The organism is Micromonospora tarensis, assembly GCF_016803395.1.
GTDB classification, from domain to species: domain Bacteria; phylum Actinomycetota; class Actinomycetes; order Mycobacteriales; family Micromonosporaceae; genus Micromonospora; species Micromonospora tarensis.
The window spans coordinates 1-19,009 of sequence record NZ_JAEVHL010000006.1 but is presented as its reverse complement, the minus strand read 5'-3'; the positions used below and the strand labels follow the sequence as shown (position 1 = coordinate 19,009).

Here is a 19,009-nt window from a genome sequence, read left to right as displayed (position 1 = left end):
CCGGGGCCGACCGGTGTCGTCGACCGGCGGGAGTTCGAGGTCGGGGAGCTAGATCGGGGTGGCCGGCGCGGGGGCCAGCGCGGCGATCTGCTCGGGGAGCGTGGCCCAGACCGCATCGGTGTAGAAGTGCTCGCCGGGCAGCTCCTCGATCTGGATGGGCCCGTCCGCGACGAGCCGCCAGCGACCGGCGGCCTCGGCGCTCACGGCGGGGTCGTGCGCCGCGTGCAGGACCTGGACCGGCACGGTCACGAGATCCCCGGGCCGGTGCCGGTACGAGCGACTGACCCGCATGTCGGCGCGCAGTAGGTCGACGGCGATCTCCCGCAGGTCCGGCTCGGCGAGCACCAGGGGCGAGAGTTGCCCCACCCGGCGCATCCAGGACAGCAACGCCTCGTCGGAGTCGTCCGGGTGCGGGGTCCGGGACTGCCGCAGATGCCAGTCGACCGGCGCCTCGCAGGCCGACACGACCAGGGCGGACGGGTGCCGGGCACCCGACCTGACCAGCCGCAGTGCGGCGTCGAAGGCGACCCAGCCGCCGAGGCTGTGCCCGAACAGGACGTAGGGGCGTTGGTCGGTCAGCGGCCGGATCGCCGTCATCACATCGTCGAGCAACTCGTCCCAGTTCCGGGCGAACGGCTCCGTGAACCTGCCCTCCCGGCCGGGGTAGCAGACCGCGGCGACCTCCACATGGTCCGGAGTCGCCGCGGCCCAGGATCGGAACTTCGCCGTACCGCCGCCGGAATAGCTCAGACAGATGAGCACCCGGTCGGCGTCTGGTCGGGGCGCGGGGCGTATCACCCGTGCCCCTGTCATGCTTCTCACGATCGGCCCTCCCTGAGACGCCCGAGGATCGGACTATGGCCAGAAACCGACGCAACAGCACGGCTCGAGTCGGGGCAAGCCGGTTTTCACAATTTCGTTACGGTGGCCGTCGCCAGGCTGCCTCGAAGTTTCCTATATAGGTGCTTCGAATCCCTCAGTTCTGGTTACCGAGGGGTGCGACGAATAGAATTTCGCCAGGTTCCCGCTGCCGTCCGAAGCTTTTCGTACACGTAATTCCGGGTGCGACCGGCGGCGCCCTCGCGACCGAGGTGTTCCACCCGGTTCGTTGTCCGTGGAGCCGGTCGGCTCGTCCGGTCGCGGACGTTCGATGAGAGGAAGAGCGAGATGAGCAACCCGTTCGAAGACGACAGCGCCGACTACCACGTCCTCGTCAACCACGAGGGCCAGCACTCGATCTGGCCGGTCTTCGCCGAGGTGCCGCAGGGTTGGACGGTCGTGCACGGTCCGGTGCTGCGCCCGGCGGCCCTGCAGTACGTGGAGGAGAACTGGACCGACATGCGGCCGAAGAGTTTGATCGCCGCCATGGACGGCGCGGCCCAGTCGTGAACGGGGAACTACCGTGATCGGCGACCTCATGATCGAGGCGCTCGATGTCGGAAAGCGGTTCGGCAAGGTGACCGCACTGGACTCGGTGAGTCTCGAGGTGCCCCGCGGGTCGGTGCTCGGCCTGCTGGGCCACAATGGCGCGGGAAAGACGACCCTGGTCAACATCCTGGCCACGATGATCACGCCCAGCAGTGGTACGGCGCGGGTCGCCGGCTACGACGTGGTGAGTGACGGCAGCAAGGTACGCCAGCGGATCGGCCTCACCGGACAGTTCGCCTCGGTCGACGAGGACCTCACCGGCATGGCCAACCTGGTGCTCATCGCCCGGTTGCTCGGCGCCGGCCGCCAGCAGGCCCGCGAGCGCGCCGACGAGCTGTTGGCGGCGTTCGACCTGTCCGACGCCGCGACCCGGCCGGTGCAGGGATACTCCGGCGGCATGCGCCGCCGGCTCGATCTGGCGGCCAGCCTCGTCGGTCAGCCGGAGGTGGTCTTCCTCGACGAGCCGACCACGGGGCTCGACCCGGTCAGCCGGAACGCCATGTGGGCGGTGGTCCAGCGACTCGTCGGGGACGGTACGACCATCCTGCTCACCACCCAGTATCTGGAGGAGGCCGACCGACTGGCCGACTCGATCGTCGTGCTGTCGCACGGTCGGGTGGTCGCCGCGGGCACGTCCGCGGCGATGAAGGCCGGCCTGGGCCGGCGTACCGTCACTGCCCGGCTCCGCACGAACCTGGAGGCGTTGGACGCCCGGACAGTCCTCGAACGCGGCGGCCTCGCCCCGGCGCTGGACGAGAGCCGGGACAGCCTCATCGTGCCGGTCCAGGGCTTCCAGGACCTGTCGACCATCGTGCGGCTCCTCGGCGAGGCGCGCATCGAGCCCGCCGAGGTCGCGCTGACCGAAGCGACGCTCGACGACGTCTATCTGGCGCTCGCCGCCGACGAGCACAAAGTGTCTGTCTGACCTTCGGGAGAGCATCGTGGTTGATACCGTCCAGCCCGTCCGAACAGGACCGGCGCCGAGCGCCACCGCCTGGCACGGCAGCGGGGTCGGCACGCAGATCGTGATCCTCGCGGGCAGGGCGGTGCGTCCGGTCTTTCTGCGACCGAGCCGGCTGGTCGTCAGTCTGATCCAGCCCTTTGTCATGCTGGGCCTGTTCAGCCAGGTGTTCCGCAGCATGGCCGACACGCCGCTCTTTCCGCCCGACGTCTCCTACATCAACTACCTGGTGCCGGCCATCCTCTTCACCACGGCGACCACGGTGTCCGCGCAGGCGGGCGTCGGTATGACAAGCGACATGCGCAACGGTGTGCTGGCCAGGTTCCGGTCGATGCCGGTGCGGACGTTCAGCGTGCTGACCGCCCGCAGCATCGCCGACCTGGCCCGCGGCGCGCTCGAACTCACCGTCATGATCATCATGGCCCTGCTCATCTTCGGGTTCGACCCACCGGGTGGACTGTTGGGTACCGCGGTGGCCATGCTGCTGGCCCTGGCCGTCGGCTGGAGCCTCGGCTGGCTGTTCCTCGCACTGGCGACGTGGCTGCGCGGCTCCGAGAACGTGCAGGCCTGCGGGATTTTGATCACCATGCTGCTGCAGTTCGCCTCCAGCGCCTTCGTGCCGGTGGCCTCGATGCCGACCTACCTGCGTGCCGTCGCGACGGTCAACCCCCTCTCGTACGGCATCGACGCGGCCCGAGGCCTGATCCTCGGTCGCCCGGTCGGCACCAGCGTGGTGGGAACGCTGGCGATCTGTCTGGTGCTCTCCGCGGTCTGCAGCGTGCTCGCCGCGCGCGGGCTCGATCGAACCGGGCGGTGACCGCTCGTCCCAGCTGGGCCGCTATCCGGTGACGAGGCCGTTCTCGTACGCCCAGATGGCGATCCCGACCCGGTTCCGAGTGCCGAGCTTGCGCTGGATCGCCGCGGTGTGGTTCTTCACGGTGCCCGGCGAGAGGAACAGCACCTCGGCGATCTGCGCGTTGGTCTGGCCCTGCCCGATCATCTGGGCGATCTGCGACTCGCGCTCGGTCAACGCCTCGGCCGGCGATCCGCCGCGCGCCTCCGGCAGCGTCAGACTGCGCAGCAGCCGCGTCGTCACCTGCGGGCTGATCAGGGCGTCGCCGGCGTGTGCCGCCCGCACGCCCTCGGCGAGCAGGGCCGGGCTGGACCGCTTGAGCAGGAATCCGCACGCCCCGTTCCGAAGCGCGGCGTGCACGTACTCGTCGAGGTCGAACGTCGTGACGATGACGACCCGCATCGGGTCGGTGGCCTGCGGGCCGGCCAGCACCCTGGTCACGTGCAGCCCGTCGGCCCCCGGCATGCGAATGTCGGCCAGGACCACGTCGGGGCGCAGATGGCGGGCCTGCTCGATCGCGGTGAGCCCGTCCGCCGCGTCTCCGATCACCGTCATGTCCGGCTGCGCGTCGAGAATGATGCGGAAAGCGCTACGGATGCTCTCCTGGTCGTCGCAAATCAGGATCCGAATCGACATGACCCCATCCTTCCATCACCGCACCCGCGAAACCCGTCGCCAGGCTCTGGCGGCGACCCGTCGCGCCGCCCGGATTCAGGCTTTCTATCTGCCGTAGTAGGCCACGAGTAGCGCTGAGCAGAATTACCCTGCCCATTTCCCTCGTCCGGCCGACCGGAAGACCGAGATGCCACCCGAGCACCCTTCACCAACCGCCGGCGACGCGTGCCGCCGAGGTCACTGTGGCCGGTCCCGGCCCGTTTCTCGAGGGGTCCACGGCGTCCGAACGAGCGGCGATGAGCCAGGGAAACACGCCCCGCGCTAGTCAGAGTCAGCTCCCTCACCGGGGCGAGGCCACGAGGTCCAGCTGAGCGATCCCATCGTCGACCCGACTCCGGGCCACCGGCGACGGCCAACCGTGGCAGTCACCCACCCCCGACCGCTCCCACTCCCGTACCGAGAAGAGAGTCACGATGTCGTTTCTCGATCGATGGTCGAACCGAAGAGCGATAGCCCCGATAGCGGTTCTGGTCGCGCTGGCCACCGGTGTCACGATCCCGCTGTTGCCCAACCTTGACGCCTCCGGCGCCGCGGCCAAGCCCGGCAACGTGCCGATGCTCGACCAGCGTGGATCGACCACCACGATCAGCTGGCCCGACGCGGCCGATTTCACCCCGGCCGAGCGTACCGGCTCCGCCCGGGCGACGTCCGCCACCACGGCCGCGCCCAGGCTGGTGTCGCCGAGCGACGGCGCCACGGTGGCCACCGCGCGTCCGGTGCTGCGGATCCAGCCCACCGAGGGCGCGACGCAGTACCGGTTCAGCATCGGTGTCGACGGCTCCGCGGAGGAGGGCAGCGTCGCCACGTCGGGGTGGACCGACAGGGTGGAGTGGACGGTGCCGTCCGGCGTCCTGGCCGACGGCGGACGGTACACCTGGAGCGCGTCGGCCCGCACCGGCTCGTCGGATCCGGGTGGGCCGTCCGCAACGGCCCGCACCCTCAGCGTGAACCTGAGGCTCGGTCCGCAGCAGCCCGGAGGTCCCATCCCCACCGAGACCACCGGCCCGCTGACGGTGAACCTCTCCACCGGCAACGTGACGACCGCGCTCTACTCCTCCTACGTCCTGACCGGTATGGGTCCGCAGGCGGCGCAGTTCAGCTACAACTCGCTCGCCGCGGCCCGTCAGGGGTTGCGGGCGTCCTATTACACCGGTGACTCGCCCGCTGGCATCACCGAGGCGGACAAGCCGGCCCTGGTCCGCAACGAGCCGCAGGTGTCGGTGTTCTGGGGCGGTGGCGCCAAGCGACCGCCGGGCATCGAGGGGACCGCGTTCCGGGTCCGCTGGACCGGCGCCATCCGGGTTCCCACCACCGGCGTCTACCGGTTGGGTGGGGGGTACCGGCACGGCCTGCGCATCCGGGTCGATGGTCAGCAGGTCCTCGACGCCTGGAACCGTGAGCCGCGCAGCCCTCGCCATGTCGACTACGGCACCGGGGTGACCCTGCAGGCGAACCGTGACTACCCGATCGAGGTCGACTACCGGGCCAGCGCGCTGCCCGCGCTCGCGCAACTGTGGATCAGCACCGGCGACGGCAAGCGACAGGCTCCCGTGCCGGCGTCCTGGCTCACCCAGCCGGGCGGCGTCCTGCCCGCCGGCTGGTCGGTGAACCCGCCGCCGCAGGCGATCCAGCCGGCCGCCGCGTCGACGACCAGGAAAGCGGACGCTGCCGTGCCGGCAGACGCCCCGACCACGGCCGCTGATTCGCTGACGTCGCCGTTAGTGCGGCCGATCAACCCCCTGGTCAGGTCGTTGTCCGCCGAGGCACCGACGGCGTACGCGCCGCGCGGGCCGGCGGCGACCTCGGCAGCGGCCAAGTCGGCCGGGTCGGCCCGGACTCTCGCCGCCGAGCAGCCGTCTATGCAGTATCACTTCGCCGGGGACGAGCGCTGTGCGGACACCTCGGCGCCCGCCGGGTACCTCTGCGCGGTGAGCCTGCCGGACGGCTCGGTGACGTACCTGTCCTACCTGAACGGTCAGCTGGCCCGGATCCGCAACCCCGGCGGCGAGATCACTGACTTCGGCTACAACGGCGCGAACCTGCTCACCGCGATGCGCCCACCGACGGTGACCGACTGGATCGCGGTGGACCCGCGTCGACGGGACAGCGACGCCGCGGCGTACCTGGTCCAGTACGACGCCGACGGCCGAGCACTGCGGGTGTCGGCGCCCGAGCCGACGGGCCTGCCCCGCGCCGTGTCGCAGCGACCGCAGCGGTCGTACACCTACGGCGAAACCCAGACCCGGGTCCAGGTCGCCGGACTGGACACCGGTAGACCGTCCCGAATCGTCACCCGGGACATCGCCGGCCGCATGCTCACCGACACCGACGGAACCGGTGTCAGCACGGCGTACACCTGGACCCCCACCGACCAGCCGCTCACCAAGACCGACGCGGCGGGGCGGCGGACGGCGACCGTGCCCACCCAGACCGGCACGGTGACGAACGGCCCGGCGCCGACGCGGTGCTTCGGCCCCGACGGCAATCTGGTCAGCGGACCGCCGGCCGGATGTGAGCGGGTGCCGGTCAGCCGCACCGAGTTCGACGGGACCGCGCTCGTCACGACGACGCTCGAGTCCGACGGGCTGCCGGACAAGCGGGTCGCGCTCGGGCTCAACGCGGTCGGTCTGCCGGCCACCCGGACGCTCGACCCGGGTGGGCTCGGGCTGACCAGCACCACCCAGTACGACCCGTTCTTCCGGCCCGCGAGCATCTCGGCGCCGAACGGCGCCACCAGTACCTTCGCATACTACGGGCCGACGGAGACGACGGCCAACCCGTGTGATCCGCAGGCAGCGCAGGTCAACCAGCGGGGCCTGCTGAAGTCGACCAGGTCGCCCGCGGCGGCCGACGGCGCGGTCCGCGAGGACCGGTACGTCTACAACAGCCGGGGCTTCGAGGTCGCTGTCAACTTCGGCAGCGGATCCTGGGCGTGCGGCTTCTACGACGACCGGGGTCGTACGACCGGCATCCTGGTTCCCGGCAACGCGGCCGGACCGGAGCGGCGCAGTCGTTACGACTACGCGACCGGCGGGGACCCGCTGACGATGAGCGCCACCGACCCGACCGGGACGATCCGCACCACCACCGACCTCGCCGGCCGCACCATCGCCTACACCGACGTGTACGGGGTGCAGACCAAGTCCACGTACGACCGGGCCGGCCGCGTGGTGACCAAGTCGGTGTCCGGAGCGGCCGGCGCCAACCCGGTGACGACAACGCGTCGTTACGACAACGCCGGGCGGCTGCTGTCGGTCGGGTACGGCGGACGTTCGATGGCGACGAGCGAGTACTCGGCGGCCGGTGAACTGCGGTCCGTGCGATACGCGAACGGCACCGCCCTCTCCGAGGTCGGGCGGGACGCGACGGGTCGGGTCACCCGGCTCACCTGGTCGCTGCGCAACGGCCAGCGGGTGGTCAGCGCCGTCGAGCGGTCCAGGGCCGGTACCGTGGTCGACGACCAGCTCGCCGGCGTCGACGCCCGTCCGTCCGGACCGAACTACCGCTACGACGCCGCGGGGCGACTGACCGAGGCGTGGGTGGTCGGACACCACTTCGGATACGACTACACCTCGGCGTCGGCGTCGAGCTGCCCCACCGGCACAGCGCCGAACGCGGGTGCCAACTCCAACGCCGTCGCGGTGGCCGACGAGACCACCGCGGGTCGGGCCGTCACCAGCTACTGCTTCGACAGCGCGGACCGCATCCTGGCCGCGTCGGGCGCCCACACGATCGGCGAGGTCTCGTACACCGACTCCGGCCACACGGCGGCCTACACCGCCGACAAGGACCGGGTCACGCTCGGGTGGGACATCGCGGAGCGGTTCACGAGCATCGCCGTGGCCGGGCCGGATCCGGCCCGGGTGACCTACGGGCGCAACGTCCTCGACCAGGTCGTCACCCGTACGGTGACCGGCTCCAAGGACGACGATTCGGTGACGCTGCTGCACGTCAACCCGACCGACATCACCGAATCGCTGGTGATGGACCGTGACCGGCGGGTGCTGAGCCGGACGCTCACCCTGCCCGGTGGCGTGCTGGTGACGTTGACCGGCGCCAACGAGTACTGGAGCCACCCGAACGTGCACGGCGACGTGGCGCTCGGCACCGGTGCGACCGGGGCCCAGTCGGGTGACCTGTACCGGTACACGCCGCACGGTGCTCCGCTGACGGCGGACGGCCGCGTCGACGCGGACCACCAGCCGCCGAACCAGCCCCGTGGGCAGGAATTCGGCTGGCTCGGCCAGTACCGGCGGCACCACGAGGGTGCGGGTTCACTGTCGGCCGTCTTCATGGCGCTGACGCCCGTGGATCAGCTGACCGGGCGTGCCCTGGCGATGAGCCAGGTTGGCAACCCGAGCGGTGCGACCTACCAGTACGCACAGGGCGACCCGATCAACCTGATTGACCTGAACGGGTTCCAGACCCAGCCGAACCAGCCCGACCTTGGTGGGCTGCCGCAGTACCTCGGTGGGGCCGGCTGAGCCGGTAGGTGACATGGGTGGGGCCGCCGGCGACGGCGGCCCCATTCGTGTTTCACCTGCTGGCGTGGTCCGGCAGCCGACCCGAGGCGGACGGCCGGGTCGGGTGCGGACCGGCACAGCCGCGGGCTGGTGGAGGCCCCTAATCCTGCCGAACGGCACATGGTCGGTTGGCGTTTCCGTTGACAGCCTGAAGCGAGGAGCAGCGCGCCCTGGCCGTTCGCGGGCGGGGCGGATACGAGGAGGCGTTATGACACGTGGGCACCCGCACCGGTTGGTGGTGCCGGCTGACGCGGCGGCGACCGCTCAGCCGGGCGTCCGGCGACGGTGGTGGTCCAACTGGCCCTGGTTCGCCGGATACGCCGCGGCCGCCTGGTCGGCCTGCTACGGCGCGCTGGGCCTGTTCTGGGCGCTGGGCGGCGCCGGGTTCCCGTTCGGTGAGGGCGACCCGGAATCCGAGGAGGTGTTGATCCTCGACGGGGCCCGCTCCGCCGTGGCCAGCCCGATCATCGTGGCCCTGGGCGTGATCGGCGTGCTGGTCGGGGTGCTGATGGCCAGGGGGATCGGCAGGGGAGCGCTGCGCTGGGTGCTGCTCACGTTCGGTTGGACGGTCGCGGCCTGCCTGTGCCTGATCATCCCGGACTATCGGTTGTTGATGTTGCTGACCCGGATCCCGTTCATCATCGTCTCGCCGATCTTCGGCATGCCGGGCGGTAACAGCGTCGGCGCCTTCCTGCCCTGGCCGCGGCTCAACCTGCTGGTCATCGTCATCGGTGGGCTGCTGTGGGGGATGGCCGCGACGGCCTACCAGCGACGCACGTCCGACGTGTGCGACGTCTGCGGTCGGGCCGACTCGGCGTCGCCCAACTGGACCTCGCCGGGGCAGGCGCTGCGGTGGGGGCGCTGGGCCGTCTGGGTCGCGTTCACCATCCCGTGCCTCTATGCGGCCACTCGGATCGCCTGGGCCGTCGGCTGGCCGTTGGGCATCCCACGGGACTTCTACGAGGAGAACAAGCACAGCGGCATGTTCCTCGGCGGCCTGCTCATCGCGTTGATGGCGATCGGTGGAGCGGTGTTGACCCTGGGGCTCGTCCAGCGGTGGGGCGAGATCTACCCGCGCTGGATCTGGTTCAAGGCGGGCAAGCGGGTCCCACCGCTGCTGGCCATCATCCCGGCCACGATCGTGGCGGTGTTCATCATCCCGGCCGGCATCATGGAGATCCGGATGGACGCGATCCGTGGGCTCAAGCCGGAGGCCTGGGCCATGACCTGGCCTGCCTGGCTCTGGCCACTGTGGGGTTTCGCTCTCGGTGCCGCGACGTACGCCTACCACCTCCGGCGAAGGACCGCCGTCTGCCCGGTCTGCGGACGGGGCGAGACGCGGCCGGCCGGTCAGGCGCAACCGGTCTCCACCGAGGCCCGGACCCGGTCGGTCGAGGCGGAGCGGGCGTGACCCGTCCGACCCGTCCGGTCCGGACGGCGGGTCGGAGGCCGCGCGACGGTGGTGTCGCGACGCCGAACGCCGCTGGTGTCGCGACGCCGAACGACGGCGGTGCGGTGTCGTACGATCGCCGCATGAGAACCGCCGCCGGGGGCGGATGCCCGTGTCGGCGGGGCAGGTGACCATGGCCGCGCCGGTGGCGGCGGCCGGTGCGGCGGTGGTCTCCTTCGCGGTGCTGGTGGTGCTACCGGCGGTGGTCGGGCTGGCGGCGTTGGGCGTCGTGTTCGTCACCCGGTCCCGCTGGGCGCTGCGGGACCCGCTGCTCGCCGCGGGCGCGGGCGTCACCTCCACGGCCGCCACCGCCTGCGCCGTGCTGCTGCACCGCCCGGCGCACGCCGACTCCCCGGACATCGGCTTCGCCCTGCTGGAGATCGGTGCGCTGGCGGGGTTGATCGTGCTGATCGTCCGGGACGTGCCGGCCCGGCTGGTGCTTCCGGCGGTGTTCCCCGCCGGCGTCGGCATGGCGACCTGGGTGCTGCGCTTCGGCTCGCCCAGTCTGACCCTCGAAACGCTGGCCGGCTGCACGATCTGGGGGCTGGCAGCCGTCGGCGCTGGCGTCGTCGGGCTGTACCTGCGCGCGTTGGAGAACAAGCGAGCCGGCAGCGTCCAGGACGCCCGGCGCGTACAGCGAGCCCGGCTGGCGCGTGACCTGCACGACTTCGTCGCGCACGACATCAGCGCCATGCTCGCCCAGGCGCAGGCCGGCCAGATCGTGGCCGAGCGGGATCCGGCCGAGGCGGTCGCCATGTTCCGGCAGATCGAGCAGACCGGGCTGGAGGCACTCACCTCGCTCGACCGAACTGTGCACATGCTGGGGGACGAGACGGGCAGCGACGACCCGGTGGCCCTGACCCCGCAGCGCGGCGTGCGGGACCTGCCCGCGTTGGTGAGCCGCTTCGAGGCGTCGAGCTTCGCCCAGGTGATCGCCGACATCGACGTGGCGGTCGATGAGGCGACGCCTCGCGAGGTGGGCATCACCATCTACCGCATCGTGGTCGAGGCGCTCACCAACATCCGCCGCCACGCGCCGGCTGCGGACTGCGTCCGGGTCACAGTGCGTCGCGTCGAGGACGTGCTCGAGGCGAGCGTCGTGAACAGCACAGTCGTTGGACGTGGGGCCAGCGACGGGGGGCGTCGCCACGGCGGCTCGGGACTGCTCGCGTTGACCGCCAGCGCCGAGGCGCTCGGCGGCCCACACTCGTCGCGGGTGCCGCGCCCGGCGGCGGTTGGCGCGTCACCGCGGCGCTGCCGCTGACAGCGGGCGGCTCCTCGCGCCGGCAACGGGGCTGAGCCTGTCATAACGGGTAACGGTCCCGTGGACGCAATTGCCGACGAATCGATGTGTCGCCCCAGGTGCCAGCCTTCAGTTGCCGGCGCGGACCGGGCGGCGGTATCGAAAGTCTTGTTCCAACACGTCAGCGCCCCGACCGGCCTATAGCATCCTGCAACGGTATTGGCCGATGCGATAGCGATCCTAAGGGGCGGCTATGAAGGTGCTGATCTACGCCTGGGGCAGTCGAGGAGACGTACAGCCGTATCTGGCGCTCGGGCACGCCCTCGTCCAGGCCGGTCACCAGGCGGTGCTGGCAGCTCCGGCGCCCTCGGCGGCCTCGGCCGCGGAATACGGGATCGATTTCTTCCCGCGCGACGACACCAATCTCAAGCTCCTCGAAGAGCCCGAAGTGCAGTATCTGATGTACATGCACGGTTTCCAGACGCTCGGTCTCATGACCAAGGAGCAGTCCCGGGATCTCAAGGTACGGGCGAAGGCCCTCATGGAACGGGTCGGCCGATCCAGAAAACGCTCTTCTCGACAATGTCCGAGGAGCAATACCAGGCAGCACGCACGCATCGGCCCGACGTCATCGTGCACACCCATGCCAACTCCGACTTCGGCCATTTCGTCGCCGAGAAGATGGGTGTTCCGCGTGTGGTGGCCGAGTTGTACCCCTTCTACCAACCCTCGCGGTACTACCCGAACATGGCGTTGCAGGCCAAGAACCTGCCCAAGACCCTGAACCGGCTCAGCCACCTGATGTCGACCCTCATCGTGCCCAATCGCAAGGTGGTCGACCGGTGGCGGGTCGAGTCGTTGGGTCTGCCCCTGCGGCGGGGCCGGCACGACCGGCTCACGGACCCGCAGGGGCGGCGGGTGCCGATGCTGCACATGTTCAGCACCGCGCTCTGCCCACCCGCGCCGGACTGGCCCACGTCGGTGCACAACATGGGCTTTCCGTTCCTCCCGGCCCGCGCCGACTACAACCCGCCGGAGGGGCTCGAACGTTTCCTCGCCGCCGGCCCCCCTCCGGTCGCCGTCGGGTTCGGCAGCGTGACCAACCCCGATCCGGGCGCGACCGGCCGGATGATCCGGGAGGCGGTGGTCGCCGCCGGTGTGCGAGCCGTCGTGGTCCGGGGCGGCGGTGGCATCGTCATCGACGAGCCGACCGACGACATGTTCGTCGTGGACAACGTGCCGTTCGACTGGCTCAATCCGCGAATCGCCGGCATGGTCTACTCCGGCGGGACCGGTACCGCGCACTACGCCCTGGCGGCGGGAGTTCCCACCCTGCCGTGTCCGATGTTCCGGGAAACCGCGATGTGGGCCGAGCGGGTCCGCCGTACCGGCGCCGGGCTGGCGCCGATCTGGCAGCAGCAGCTCACCGCGTCGACGCTCGCCGAGGGGATGCGGCGGCTCGTTGCCGACGAATCCCTGCGGGCCGCCGCGGGCCGGGTCCGCGAGACGATCCAGGCGGAGCCCGGCACCGCGTTGGCCGTGGAGGTCGTCGAGCGGGCCGCCAGCACCGGCGTGCTCGCCCGGGCCTGAGCGCCGGCCAGCGCGTCGCCGGCCGATCCCGCCTGAGCAGAAATGGTGACGATATGAGTGATCAACTCACCGCCGTGCCGGATGAGATTTCGGCAGTGAATCTGGTGGACCCGAACACGTACTTCGAGCACGACATGCACGAGTTCTGGCGCCGCCTGCGTACCGAGCATCCGCTGTACTGGCACCGCCCGGTGGACGACAAGCCCGGCTTCTGGGTGGTGACCCGCTACCCCGACGTGATGGCGCTCTACCGCGACGACCAGCGGCTCACCTCCGAGCGAGGCAACGTCCTGGTGACGCTGTTGGCGGGTGGCGACACGGCGTCCGGGCAGATGCTGGCGGTGACCGACGGCCAGCGGCACAAGGATCTGCGCAACGTGATGCTGCGGGCATTCTCACCGCGGGCGCTGTCCAAGGTGGCCGAGCTGGTTCGCAGCAACACCCGGGAGCTGGTCTCACAGGCGGTGCGACGCGGCGAGGCCGACTTCGCCGCCGAGGTCGCCGCGCTCATCCCGCTGAGCACCATCGCCAACCTGCTCGGCGTGCCCGAGCGGGACCACTCCTATCTGCACGGGTTGTCGAAGTCGGCGCTGAGCTCCGACGAGGCGGACCAGACTCCCGAGGACGCCTGGCTCGCCCGCAACGAGATCCTGCTGTACTTCAACGACCTGGTGAACGAGCGGCGAAACGACCCGCAGGACGACGTGCTGACCGTGCTCACCAAGAGTTCCATCAACGGTGAGCCGTTGTCCGACCACGACATCGTCTTCAACTGCTACAGCCTGATCCTGGGCGGCGACGAGACCAGCCGGCTGACGATGATCGACGCCGTCTACACGCTGAGCCGCGACCCGGGGGAGTGGCGGCGGCTCAAGGAAGGCTCGGTGAGCCTGGAGTCGGCGACCGAGGAGGTCCTGCGCTGGGCGACGCCCGCCATGAGCTTCGGCCGGCGCGCGCTCACCGACATTCCGGTGGCCGGCGGTGTCATCGCGGAGGGCGACGTGGTGACGCTCTGGAACGGCTCCGCCAACCTCGACGAGACGGCCTTCGACCGCCCGGACGTCCTGGACCTCGGCCGGTCGCCGAACAAGCATGTGACCTTCGGCTACGGACCGCACTTCTGTCTCGGCGCGTTCCTGGCCCGGGTGGAGGTCAAGGAGATGCTCGACGCGTTGCGCACCTTCACCACCGACTTCGAGGTCACCGGCACGCCCCGGCGCATCCATTCCAACATCATGACCGGCATGTCGTACCTACCGGTCCGGTTCGCCGCCGACGAAGCCGGTCTGGCCTCCGGCGGGCAGTAGCACGAGACCCGGGCGCGGGATTCGACACGCTGACCCACCCCGGTTCGCGGTAGCGCCGCGCAGGTCGCTGCGCATCTCCCCGGGTGCCACCCGGCCCCCGCCAGTCCACCATGCGCTGGCGGGGCGTCCCGGGGCGGAACGACCGAGCCCGGCGACCATCACCTGGAGGACGCGCCGGTGTGGACGTTCCGCTGAAGCGGTCTCCCGGATGTCGCCACGCGAGTAGCAGAAGGACGCCGCCGAGGCAAGCGGGCTTCATGCTCCCGGTGGCGATGTTGATCCTTCGATCCGAACCGGCCAGCGACCTGGCCCGAAGCTAAATTGGCACCGCGTCCCCGCAGGTGGACGGCGAGTGAGGAGGCGATCCATGGCTGCACCCATCGTCTGGTGGACCCCAGGCGAGACGTCGAGCGCGCTGTCGGTCGGCATTCGCAGTCAGCGCCTCGCGGCCGACGTGGCCGGACGGTTGGTCGAGTTGGCCACGGCCACGGGCGTACCGATGACGTCGGTGCTCCTCGCCGCGCATGCCCGGGTACTGCGCACCCTGACCGGCGAGACGGCGGTCGTGACCGCCCTCCGCTCCGACCCCGGCGCGGACCTGCGACCGGTCCGGATCGACGTGCCCGACGGCTCGTGGCAGGACCTCCTGGATCGCGTGCGGCGGGCGGAGACGGCGGCGAGCGAGCCCACCGATGGTGTCGACACCGTCGTGGCCGACGGCGCGGACGCCCCGACGCCGTCTCCGCTACCGCGGGGCGTGAAGTTGCAGGTTCAGTTCCACGGTGTCGGAGCTGACCTGTCGGTGCACCTGAGCCACCGGCACGACGTGCTGGACGCGGCCCAGGCGACCCGCCTGGTCGGCTACTACGTGAGCGCGCTCGAGTCGCTGGCCGAGGGCCTGGCCGGCGACCACCATCGGTGCAAACTGGTCTCCGACGAGGAGCAGGCAGCCCAGCTGACCGAGTTCAGCGGGCCGGTCGTGGAGCTACCGGATCGGCGTTTCGCGGAGCTGTTCGAGGAACAGGTCCGCCTGCGGCCGGACGCGGTGGCCGTCTCCGCCGGGACCGTCACGCTGACCTTCGCCGAGTTGAACCGGCGGGCCAACCGGGTCGCTCGGGCGCTGGCCGACCGTGGCCTCGGCGTCGAGGACGTGGTCGGAGTGATGACCGAGCGGGACTCCTGGTGGATGGCCGCGGTGATCGGCATCTTCAAGGCGGGCGCGGTGTACCTGCCGATCGAACCGCACTTCCCGGCCGACCGGATCCATGCCATGACCGAGCAGAGCGGCTGCCGGTTACTGGCGGTCACCGTCGGCAGCGACCGCGACGAGGTGGTCCCCCAACTGCCGCGGCTGGTCCTCGATCCGAGCGCGCTGGACGGCTACGCCGACGACGACCCGGGCGTGCGCGTCGGGGCCGACCAACTCGCCTACATCTACTTCACCTCGGGCTCGACCGGCCGCCCGAAGGGGGTCATGTGCGAGCACGCGGGCATGCTCAACCATCTGCTCGCGAAGATCGCGGACCTCGGCATCGGGCCGGACACCGTCGTGGCGCAGACCGCGCCGCAGTGCTTCGACATCTCGCTGTGGCAGCTCCTGGCCGCCCGATGGTGGGTGGCCGCACCACCATCGTGCCGCAGGACGTCATCCTGGACGCGGCCCGGTTCACCGATGAGGTGGTGACCGGCGGCGTCGAGGTGGTCCAGCTGGTGCCGTCCTACCTCGAGGTCATCCTCAACCACCTGCAGAAGCGCCCGGGTGGTCTGGGCCGGGTCCGGTTCGTCTCGGTGACCGGCGAGGCGCTGCGGTGGGAGCTGGCGGCCCGCTGGTTCCGGCGCTTCCCGGACATCAAGCTGGTCAACGCGTACGGGTTGACCGAGACCTCGGACGACACGAACCACGAGGTGCTCGACCGGGCGCCCGAGGACCGTCGGGTGCCCCTCGGCCGGTTGGTGCAGAACGTCACCGCGCGGGTCGTCGACGAAAACCTCGAACTCGTTCCGCTCGGTGCGCCCGGCGAGATCGTCTTTTCCGGTGTGTGCGTGGCCCGCGGCTACATCAACGATCCGGAACGCACCGGCGCGGTCTTCCTGCGGGATCCGCACCGGCCGGGACAGCGGCTCTACCGGTCCGGCGACATCGGGCGCTGGATAGCCGGCGGCAAGCTGGAGTTTCTCGGCCGCCGCGACGCGCAGGTGAAGATTCGCGGCCACCGGGTGGAGCTGGGCGAGATCGAGGAGCAGATGCTGCGCGTCGCCGGGGTACGCGGCAGCGCGGTGGTGGTGACCGGCGAAGCCGGCGGCGACCGGGCCCTGGCCGGGTTCTACGCCACCGGTGCCGACGACGTCCCGGAGCAGGAGGTACGCGCGGCTCTCGGCAGGTGGTTGCCCGAGTACGCGGTGCCCAGTGTGCTGCACCGTCGGGAGTCGCTGCCCACTTCCGACAACGGGAAAATCGACAAGAAGGCGCTCGCGGCGTGGCTGGCCGACCGGCCGCGTACCGCCGCGGCTCGCCCCAGGCCGCGAACTTCGGCAGAACAGCGCCTCGCGGCCGCCTGGGCAGAGGTACTGAACATGAGCCTCGATGAGGTAAGCCGTGACGATCACTTTTTCGACAGCGGCGGCACATCGATCACGGCGATCCGGATGATCGTCAAACTCGACGGCGCGTTTTCGCTCAGCGACGTCACCCGCCGGCCGGTGCTGGCTGACCTGGCCGACTTGGTCGAGCGCACCTGAGCGGTCGACGGACGCGAAGGAGTATGGATGTCTGAGACAGCATCGGTCCCATCGTTCTCGGTGGTCTCCGGCGCGCAGGTGGAGCAGGTGCTGACCGGAGGCGAGCACGAGATCGTGCAACTCGTCGAGTCCACCTACCGGCTGCACGGGGCGGGGGAGACGGTCAACCCACCGTCGTACTTCCTGCGCTTTCCCGACGACCCTGGATCCCGCATCATCGCCCTCCCGGCGGCGGTCGACGGCAAGGCGCCGGTGGCGGGCATCAAGTGGATTTCGAGCTTCCCGGCGAACATCAGCGACGGTCTGCCGCGCGCCTCGGCGGTGTTGATCCTCAACGACCGGACGACCGGCTACCCGTTCGCCTGCCTGGAGTCGTCAATCATCAGTGCCACCCGGACCGCGGCCTCGGCGGTGCTCGCCGCGGAGCGGCTGTGCCCGACGGCCGGCCGCCCCCGGCGGATCGGCTACTTCGGCACCGGCCTCATCGCCCGGTACGTCCACCGGTACTTCGTGAAGACCGGGTGGGAATTCGACGAGATCGGCGTGCACGACCTGGACGCCGACTACTCTGGCGCGTTCGCCGAGCACGTGCGGCGAGCCGGGGGCGGCCCGGTGACTATTCGCTCCAGCGCCGAGGAGCTGCTCCGGTCGAGCGATCTGGTGGTGTTCGCGACGACGGCGGGTACGCCGCACGTGAGCGACCCGGACCTGTTCAGCGGCCATCCGCTGGTGCTGCACCTGTCGTTGCGCGACCTGTCGCCGGAGGTGATCCTCAGCGCGAGGAACATCGTCGACGACGTCGAGCACTGCCTGAAGGCGCAGACCTCGGTGCACCTCGCCGAGGAGGTGACCGGTGGCCGGGATTTCATCGACGGCACGCTCGTCGACGTGCTGAACGGCACCGTCGCGCGGCACTCCGGAGATCGCACCACTGTCTTCTCGCCGTTCGGGCTCGGCGTGTTGGACCTCGCCGTCGGCCAGTACGTCCACGACGCGTTGGCACGGTCAGGGCGGCTGCAGACCGTACCCGACTTCTTCCAGGAGCTGCGGCGGTACGGGGACGACGTGGCGCCGGCGCGCCTACCCGGGTGACGCCGTGCCCGTCATCTCCGCTGCCCATCAATTCAACGTGGACGACCTCTACGTCGATCTGCGCACCGTCATCGACCTGCCCGTCTACCTCAAGTGCGAGGGGTTCAACTTCGCCGGGTCGATCAAGCTGAAGGCCGCCACCGAGATGGTGGAGGCGGCCGAACGCGCGGGCGTGCTGTCGCCCGGTTCCATCCTGGTGGAGTCCTCGTCCGGCAATCTCGGCGTGGCGCTGAGCGTGGTCGCGGCCAACCGGGGCTACCGGTTCGTCTGCGTCACCGACCCGCGCTGCAACCTGGCCACCCGCCAGTTGATGGAGGCGCTCGGCGGTGAGGTGACTGTCGTTACCGAGCCCGATCCCGAGCTGGGTTTCCTCGGTGCGCGGTTGGGATACGTGCGCCGGCTGTGCGCCTCCGACGACAGGTACGTCTGGCTCAACCAGCACGCCAACCCGAGCAACTGGGAGGCGCACTACCGCACCACCGGGCCGCAGATCGCCGGGAGTTTCCCGGCGCTGGACGTGCTGTTCGTGGGCGCCGGGACGACCGGCACGCTGATGGGTTGCGCCCGATACTTCCGGCAGCACCGGCCCGGGGTGACAGTGGTCGCCGTCGACAGCGAGGGCTCGGTGACCTTCGGCGGGCCGGCTGGCCCCCGCATGATTCCCGGGCTCGGCGCGGGAGTCCGCCCGGGCATCTACGACCAGTCGCTGGTGGATGACACGATCTACGTGCCAGAGGTGCAGACGGTCCGTACCTGTCACCGCCTGGCCCGGGCGGGCTTTCTCTTCGGGGGCTCGACCGGCACGGTGCTCAGCGGCGCCCGGCGCTGGCTGACCGATCACGGCCTGCTCGGCGTGGCCTCGGCCGTGGCGATCGCGCCCGACCTGGGCGAGCGGTATCTCGACACGCTCTTCCACCAGAGCTGGATCCGTGAGATATACGGATCTGAGGCGCTGGCAGCAGATGAGGCCCTGGTGCACCCACGTTGACCGACGGTCGCGTCTGGTCCTGATCGAACACCCGGGAGCGTAGGCCGCCCGCCGGCCGAACGCGCGGGTGGCGCTCGGTCGGCGCACCGGCTCGACCCCGATCCGCCGGCTGGCGCGGGCTGCTCCTCGGCCGCGCCGGGTTCGGCGTCACCACCCCGCC

14 protein-coding genes and 1 pseudogene are annotated in these 19,009 nt (G+C 70.5%); 13 read left to right on the top strand and 2 right to left on the bottom strand.

Annotation, left to right across the window (positions count from 1 at the left end; all coding sequences use genetic code 11):
- Positions 1–48 precede the first annotated feature (48 nt).
- Positions 49–813: a thioesterase II family protein gene (locus JM949_RS02560; RefSeq protein WP_203146846.1), complete on the bottom strand. Its 765-nt coding sequence runs from the start codon at positions 811–813 to the stop codon at positions 49–51.
- Between the two features lie 354 nt (positions 814–1,167).
- Here JM949_RS02560 and JM949_RS02555 point away from each other — a divergent pair, with 354 nt between their 5' ends.
- From JM949_RS02555 to JM949_RS02545, 3 genes are read left to right on the top strand one after another with little or no spacing between them, the layout of a single operon-like run.
- A complete protein-coding gene (locus tag JM949_RS02555; RefSeq protein WP_203146845.1) occupies positions 1,168–1,389 on the top strand; it encodes an MbtH family protein in 222 nt (73 codons plus the stop codon).
- A gap of 13 nt (positions 1,390–1,402) precedes the next feature.
- A complete protein-coding gene (locus JM949_RS02550) occupies positions 1,403–2,353 on the top strand; it encodes an ATP-binding cassette domain-containing protein (protein WP_309231967.1) in 951 nt (316 codons plus the stop codon).
- Between the two features lie 16 nt (positions 2,354–2,369).
- On the top strand, positions 2,370–3,206 hold the full coding sequence (locus tag JM949_RS02545; protein WP_203146844.1) for an ABC transporter permease: 837 nt from the start codon (positions 2,370–2,372) through the stop codon (positions 3,204–3,206).
- A 21-nt stretch (positions 3,207–3,227) separates the two neighbouring features.
- On the opposite strand, the gene JM949_RS02540 is transcribed toward JM949_RS02545, so the two are convergent.
- Positions 3,228–3,878 carry a response regulator gene (locus JM949_RS02540; protein WP_203146843.1) on the bottom strand — a complete coding sequence of 217 codons (651 nt, stop codon included), beginning with the start codon at positions 3,876–3,878 and terminating at the stop codon, positions 3,228–3,230.
- A 542-nt stretch (positions 3,879–4,420) separates the two neighbouring features.
- Here JM949_RS02540 and JM949_RS02535 point away from each other — a divergent pair.
- The 10 genes and pseudogenes from JM949_RS02535 to sbnA all read left to right on the top strand — a co-directional run bounded on the left by JM949_RS02535 (position 4,421) and on the right by sbnA (position 18,849).
- Positions 4,421–8,401, top strand: a complete 3,981-nt coding sequence (locus tag JM949_RS02535) for a PA14 domain-containing protein (protein ID WP_203146842.1) — start codon at positions 4,421–4,423, stop codon at positions 8,399–8,401.
- A 247-nt stretch (positions 8,402–8,648) separates the two neighbouring features.
- Positions 8,649–9,851: an NYN domain-containing protein gene (locus JM949_RS02530; RefSeq protein ID WP_203146841.1), complete on the top strand. Its 1,203-nt coding sequence runs from the start codon at positions 8,649–8,651 to the stop codon at positions 9,849–9,851.
- A 145-nt stretch (positions 9,852–9,996) separates the two neighbouring features.
- Positions 9,997–11,154, top strand: coding sequence for a sensor histidine kinase (locus JM949_RS02525; RefSeq protein WP_203146840.1), 1,158 nt, complete (start codon positions 9,997–9,999; stop codon positions 11,152–11,154).
- Between the two features lie 232 nt (positions 11,155–11,386).
- A pseudogene (locus JM949_RS39525) lies at positions 11,387–11,527 on the top strand (glycosyltransferase); the annotation flags it as partial.
- Positions 11,528–11,715: 188 nt separating this feature from the next.
- Entirely contained in the window at positions 11,716–12,723 is a 1,008-nt protein-coding gene (locus JM949_RS02520; RefSeq protein WP_203146839.1) for a glycosyltransferase, read from the top strand.
- A 53-nt stretch (positions 12,724–12,776) separates the two neighbouring features.
- A complete protein-coding gene (locus JM949_RS02515; RefSeq protein WP_203146838.1) occupies positions 12,777–14,030 on the top strand; it encodes a cytochrome P450 in 1,254 nt (417 codons plus the stop codon).
- 367 nt (positions 14,031–14,397) lie between these two features.
- Positions 14,398–15,714 (top strand): non-ribosomal peptide synthetase, encoded by a 1,317-nt coding sequence (locus tag JM949_RS02510; RefSeq protein WP_203146837.1) that lies wholly within the window; start codon positions 14,398–14,400, stop codon positions 15,712–15,714.
- Positions 15,663–16,769: a non-ribosomal peptide synthetase gene (locus tag JM949_RS38390; protein WP_203146836.1), complete on the top strand. Its 1,107-nt coding sequence runs from the start codon at positions 15,663–15,665 to the stop codon at positions 16,767–16,769. The genes JM949_RS02510 and JM949_RS38390 overlap by 52 nt, the downstream gene beginning before the upstream one ends.
- A 27-nt stretch (positions 16,770–16,796) precedes the next feature.
- On the top strand, positions 16,797–17,861 hold the full coding sequence (sbnB, locus tag JM949_RS02500) for a 2,3-diaminopropionate biosynthesis protein SbnB (protein ID WP_203146835.1): 1,065 nt from the start codon (positions 16,797–16,799) through the stop codon (positions 17,859–17,861).
- A 4-nt stretch (positions 17,862–17,865) separates the two neighbouring features.
- Entirely contained in the window at positions 17,866–18,849 is a 984-nt protein-coding gene (gene sbnA, locus JM949_RS02495; RefSeq protein ID WP_203146834.1) for a 2,3-diaminopropionate biosynthesis protein SbnA, read from the top strand.
- Positions 18,850–19,009: the final 160 nt, after the last annotated feature.

What these genes read in the sequence shown, in the direction of transcription:
- JM949_RS02520 (WP_203146839.1), top strand. Translation starts at nt 11,716, where the DNA reads ATGTCCGAGGAGCAATACCAGGCAGCACGCACGCATCGGCCCGACGTC.
- JM949_RS02510 (WP_203146837.1), top strand. Translation starts at nt 14,398, where the DNA reads ATGGCTGCACCCATCGTCTGGTGGACCCCAGGCGAGACGTCGAGCGCG.
- JM949_RS02515 (WP_203146838.1), top strand. Translation starts at nt 12,777, where the DNA reads ATGAGTGATCAACTCACCGCCGTGCCGGATGAGATTTCGGCAGTGAAT.
- JM949_RS02555 (WP_203146845.1), top strand. Translation starts at nt 1,168, where the DNA reads ATGAGCAACCCGTTCGAAGACGACAGCGCCGACTACCACGTCCTCGTC.
- JM949_RS02560 (WP_203146846.1), bottom strand. Translation starts at nt 813, where the DNA reads ATGACAGGGGCACGGGTGATACGCCCCGCGCCCCGACCAGACGCCGAC.
- sbnB (WP_203146835.1), top strand. Translation starts at nt 16,797, where the DNA reads ATGTCTGAGACAGCATCGGTCCCATCGTTCTCGGTGGTCTCCGGCGCG.
- JM949_RS02525 (WP_203146840.1), top strand. Translation starts at nt 9,997, where the DNA reads ATGCCCGTGTCGGCGGGGCAGGTGACCATGGCCGCGCCGGTGGCGGCG.
- JM949_RS02530 (WP_203146841.1), top strand. Translation starts at nt 8,649, where the DNA reads ATGACACGTGGGCACCCGCACCGGTTGGTGGTGCCGGCTGACGCGGCG.
- JM949_RS02540 (WP_203146843.1), bottom strand. Translation starts at nt 3,878, where the DNA reads ATGTCGATTCGGATCCTGATTTGCGACGACCAGGAGAGCATCCGTAGC.